Here is a 5,050-nt window from a genome sequence, read left to right as displayed (position 1 = left end):
AGAAGCACCCGGCCGTGGCCTGGGTGAACTACGCCGGCCTCGAGTCGAATAAATACTATGAGGTTCACAAGCGCATCTGCCCCGCTGGCGCGGGCGCCGTATTCACGTTCGGCCTGAAGGGTGGCTATGAAGCTGGCGTCAAGTTCGTCGGCGCACTCGAGCTCTTCTCGCATCTCGCCAACATCGGCGATACGCGCAGCCTCGTGATCCATCCGGCATCGACGACGCACAGCCAGCTCACTCCGGAGCAACGCGCCGCGGCAGGCGCGGGAGACGACGTCGTGCGTCTCTCGATCGGCATCGAGGATACGGCGGACATCATCGCCGATCTCGATCAGGCGCTGGCGGCGGTCTGATCGTGGGTGACCGCCCGCTGCTGTTCGCCGCGCGACGTCATCCCGACGGCGCGCAACCGCGCGCGGCGCAGCCCGCTTGCGCGGGGCGCCGACGCGTGGAACGCCGTCAAATCGCGGCTGGAGACCAGCCGCGGTGGAAATCAGGCAGAGACGGGCTTGTCGTCACCGTCGTCCTTGACGGCGAAATACAGACCAAGGCCCGCCGCGATCACGACGAACACGATCAGGAACGGAAAACCGCCGGACTGATGGTTGACGTTGCTGGTCTTGCTGCTGGCGCGCAGGCTGTTGGCGACGGACAGATTCGACGCGGGCGCGGGCGTGACCGGCGCGGCGGCGGCCATGGTGCTGCCGAGAAGAAGAGCGCCTGCGGCGACGCTGGCCATGATGGTCTTCGGAATCATATCGCCTCCCGTTTTCGATGCGATCGAGCATCGACATTCCCGGTTCATGATTATGTTGGTGAAGCGGCCGGTCGGCGTTTTTCGCCGAAAAGTCAATGTAGCGGCAAAGTTGCCAGTCATTTCGGCGGAGAAATATCGACCCGCCCCACTTGCGGCGGCGGCGCTTATGATCTTGCCGGTGACCGCGTGATCGCCCGCCCAGCTATTTTCCGGATCGAGGATTGAGAGAGATGTTTTCCAAACTGCTGGTCGCCAATCGCGGCGAGATCGCGTGCCGGGTGATGCGCACCGCCAAGCGGATGGGGATCGCCACCGTCGCGGTCTATTCGGACGCCGACGCGCGCGCGCCGCACGTGCTGATGGCCGATGAGGCGGTGCGGCTGGGGCCCGCGCCGGCGGCGGACAGCTATCTCAAGGCTGAACTGATCCTTCTCGCCGCGCAGGAAACCGGCGCCGACGCGATCCACCCCGGCTATGGCTTCCTGTCCGAGCGCGAGAGCTTTGCGCGGGCGTGTGAGGATGCGGGGATCGCCTTCGTCGGCCCGCCGCCGAACGCGATCGCCGCGATGGGCGACAAGATCGAATCGAAGAAACTGGCCAAGGCGGCCGGGGTCAACGTGGTTCCGGGCTTTCTGGGCGAGATCGCCGATACCGATGAGGCGGTGCGGATCGCGTCCGACATCGGCTACCCGGTGATGATGAAGGCGTCGGCCGGCGGCGGCGGCAAGGGGATGCGACTGGCGTGGTCCGAACAGGACGTGCGCGAGGGCTTCGAGGCGACCAAGCGCGAGGGGCTGGCCAGCTTCGGCGACGACCGCGTGTTCATCGAGAAGTTCATCGAACAGCCGCGCCACATCGAGATCCAGGTGCTCGGCGACAAGCACGGCAACATCGTCTACCTCGGTGAACGCGAATGCTCGATCCAGCGCCGCCACCAGAAGGTGGTCGAGGAGGCGCCGTCGCCGTTCGTCACCCCGGCGATGCGGAAAGCGATGGGCGAACAGGCGGTCGCGCTGGCGCGGGCGGTAGGCTATCACTCCGCCGGCACGGTCGAACTGATCGTATCGGGCGCCGACAAGACCGGCGAGGGTTTCTACTTCCTCGAGATGAACACCCGGCTCCAGGTCGAGCATCCGGTCACCGAATGCATCACCGGGCTGGATCTGGTCGAACAGATGATCCGGGTCGCGGCGGGCGAGCCGCTGGCGTTCGGTCAGGACGGCGTGACGCTGAACGGCTGGGCGATCGAGAACCGCGTCTATGCCGAGGATCCGTATCGCGGATTCCTGCCGTCGACCGGGCGGCTGGTGACCTATCGCCCGCCGGCCGCCGACGCGCACCAGTCGCCTGTCGCGGTGCCGACCGACGAAGCCTATGTCCGCGTCGACGACGGCGTGGTCGAGGGCGGCGAGGTCAGCATGTTCTACGACCCGATGATCGCGAAGCTGGTCACCTGGGCGCCGACCCGCGACGAGGCGGCCGACCGGCAGGTCGCCGCGCTCGATCAGTTCCAGATCGACGGGATCGGCCACAACGTCGATTTCCTGTCGGCGATCATGCAGCACCCGCGCTTCCGCGAAGGCGCGCTGACCACCGGGTTCATCGCGGAGGAATATCCCGATGGCTTCCACGGCGCGACGGCGTCGGACGCGCTGCTGTGCACGCTGGCCAATGTCGCCGCGATCGCCGCGGAGGAGTCGTCGGTGCGGGCGCGGACCATCTCGGGCCAGCTGGGCGCGCCGCTGGCGACGCCGTCGTGCTGGTCGGTGCGGATCGGCGACAAGCGGTACGACATCGACACGGACCAGTCCGATGTGGTGCTCAGCTACCGGCCGGGCGACAAGCTGGCGTTCGCATCGCTGCCGGCGACCCGGCTCGGCCGCGACGGTGAGGCGCGCATGCGGCTGGCGATCCGGATCGAGCGGATCCCGTCGGGATACAGGCTCACCACGCGCGGCGCGTCACACGTCGCGCAGGTGCTGCCGGCGCGGCTCGCCCCCTATGCCGAGCACATGATCGAGCGCGTGCCGCCGGACATGAGCAAGTTCCTGCTGGCCCCGATGCCGGGGTTGCTGACCCGGCTCGACGTCGCCGAGGGCGATCCGGTCGAGGCCGGCCAGCCGCTGGCGGTGGTCGAGGCGATGAAGATGGAGAACATCCTGCGCGCCGAGAAATCGGGGACGGTCAAGGCGATCCACTTCGTCCCCGGCGACAGCCTGGTGGTCGATGCGGTGATCATCGAGTTCGCGTAACGGGGGGCAATTCCCGCTTGGGTGCTCCGGCGGGGGCTGGGGCATGGGCGGTGCTTTAATCGCCTCCCGGCCCGGTCAGCAGTTCCCGGTGGCGCGCGGTCAGGTCGATCAGCCACTGGGTGAACGCGCGGACGTGGCGGAACTTGTGCGTTTCCTGATGGGTGACCAGCCAGAAACTGCGGGTGATCGCGGTCGCCGGCAGCAGCCGGCGCAGCGACGGGTCCGACGCGCCGATGAAACGCGGCAGCACGCCGATGCCCGCGCCCGCCGCGATCATCGCATGTTGCGCGTTGATGCTCGACGATCGCAATCGCGCACGCAGGCGGTCGGGAAATTCCTCCAGATAGCGCAGTTCGGGGGCGTAGATCGCGTCGGGGATATAACCGACCAGCAGATGGTCGTTCAGGTCGGCGCTGCGCTCGATCGGCGGCCGGTCGGTCAGGTATGTGGCGGCGGCGTACAGGTCGAGCCGATAATCCGTCAGCTTTCGGGTGATCAGCGGCCCCCGGCGCGGGCGCGCCAGCAGCACCGCCAGGTCGGTTTCGCGCCGTGTCGGGCTGAGGAAGCCGCTGTTGGCGACCAGATCCACCTCCAGCCCCGGATGCATGTCCGCCAGCTCACCCAGGTGGCGGCCGATGAACCAGGTGCCGAACCCCTCCGACACGCTGACCCGGATCGTGCCGCGCAGCGCCATCTCGCGCGGGTGGTCGTGGTCGATGCCGGCGGCGATCCGCGCCATCGCCTCGACCCGGTCGAGCAGGCTGGCACCGGCGGCGGTCAGCACCTGATCGGTGCCGTCCTGCTCGAACAATCGCTCGCCCAGCGCCTGTTCGAGCCGCCGCAGCCGCCGGCCGACGGTGGTCGCGTCGGTGCCGGTCACCGACGCGGCGCGCCCGATCTGGCCCGTGCGGGCGATCGCGAGGAAGAACGGCAGGTCGCTCCAGTCCATCCATCTGCAAATATGCAGCCTATACCTGCGCGTCTAGCGGTTGAATCGCCGGCCGGGGTGGTCGAGAGGTTGGGGGGAGGAGAGGTTTCATGCGCATCATCGATCACGTGATTTCCGGCAACGCGGGCGGCGCCGGCGCGGCGCGTCAGGGCGACGTGTTCAACCCCAATACCGGCCAGGTCCAGGCGCAGGTGCCGTTCGGCACCGCGGCGACGCTCGACGCGGCGGTGGCGGCGGCGCAGGCGGCGCAGCCAGCCTGGGCGGCGACCAATCCCCAGCGCCGCGCGCGGGTGATGTTCAAGTTCAAGGAACTGGTCGAGGCCAACATCGACGAGCTGGCCGAACTGCTCGCCTCCGAACACGGCAAGGTAGTGGCGGACGCCAAGGGCGACGTGCAGCGCGGACTGGACGTGATCGAATTCGCCTGCGGCATCCCGCACGTGCTGAAGGGCGAATACACCCAGGGCGCCGGCCCCGGCATCGACGTCTATTCGATGCGCCAGCCGCTGGGCATCGGCGCGGGCATCACCCCGTTCAACTTCCCGGCGATGATCCCGATGTGGATGTTCGGCGTGGCGATCGCGTGCGGCAACGCCTTCATCCTCAAGCCCAGCGAGCGCGATCCCTCGGTGCCGGTGCGGCTGGCCGAACTGATGCTCGAGGCCGGCGCGCCGGCGGGCATCCTCCAGGTCGTCCACGGCGACAAGGAGATGGTCGACGCGATCCTGGATCACCCGGCGATCGCCGCGGTCAGCTTCGTCGGGTCGTCCGACATCGCGCACTATGTCTACCGTCGCGGCGTCGATGCGGGCAAGCGCGTTCAGGCGATGGGTGGAGCCAAGAACCACGGCATCGTCATGCCCGACGCCGATCTCGATCAGGTCGTCGCCGATTTGTCGGGTGCGGCATTCGGTTCGGCGGGCGAGCGGTGCATGGCGCTGCCGGTGGTGGTCCCGGTCGGCGACAAGACTGCCGACGCACTGCGCGAAAAGCTGCTGCCGGCGATCGCGGCGCTGCGCGTCGGCGTGTCGACCGATGCCGAGGCGCACTACGGCCCCGTGGTCAACGCCGCGCACAAGGCGCGCGTTG

5 protein-coding genes are annotated in these 5,050 nt (G+C 68.2%); 3 read left to right on the top strand and 2 right to left on the bottom strand.

Going from position 1 to position 5,050, the window contains the following annotated elements:
- Positions 1-356 (top strand): PLP-dependent transferase (locus VNR91_RS04400; RefSeq protein ID WP_325489573.1); only part of this gene is annotated, 356 nt, incomplete at its 5' end.
- A gap of 140 nt (positions 357-496) precedes the next feature.
- Here the strand turns inward: VNR91_RS04400 and VNR91_RS04395 are convergent.
- On the bottom strand, positions 497-880 hold the full coding sequence (locus tag VNR91_RS04395; protein WP_325489572.1) for a hypothetical protein: 384 nt from the start codon (positions 878-880) through the stop codon (positions 497-499).
- 110 nt (positions 881-990) lie between these two features.
- On the opposite strand from VNR91_RS04395, the gene VNR91_RS04390 reads away from it, so the two are divergent.
- The gene (locus VNR91_RS04390) at positions 991-3,012 is read left to right on the top strand and encodes an acetyl/propionyl/methylcrotonyl-CoA carboxylase subunit alpha (RefSeq protein WP_325489571.1); all 2,022 of its coding nucleotides are present in this window, start codon (positions 991-993) and stop codon (positions 3,010-3,012) included.
- A 55-nt stretch (positions 3,013-3,067) separates the two neighbouring features.
- On the opposite strand, the gene VNR91_RS04385 is transcribed toward VNR91_RS04390, so the two are convergent.
- Positions 3,068-3,961, bottom strand: a complete 894-nt coding sequence (locus VNR91_RS04385; protein ID WP_325489570.1) for a LysR family transcriptional regulator — start codon at positions 3,959-3,961, stop codon at positions 3,068-3,070.
- Positions 3,962-4,050: 89 nt separating this feature from the next.
- On the opposite strand from VNR91_RS04385, the gene VNR91_RS04380 reads away from it, so the two are divergent.
- Positions 4,051-5,050: aldehyde dehydrogenase family protein (locus VNR91_RS04380; protein WP_325489569.1), on the top strand; the 1,000-nt coding region annotated here is incomplete at its 3' end.

The organism is Sphingomonas sp. (assembly GCF_035555815.1).
Lineage (GTDB): Bacteria > Pseudomonadota > Alphaproteobacteria > Sphingomonadales > Sphingomonadaceae > Sphingomonas.
This window is presented reverse-complemented; position numbering and strand designations above follow the sequence as displayed.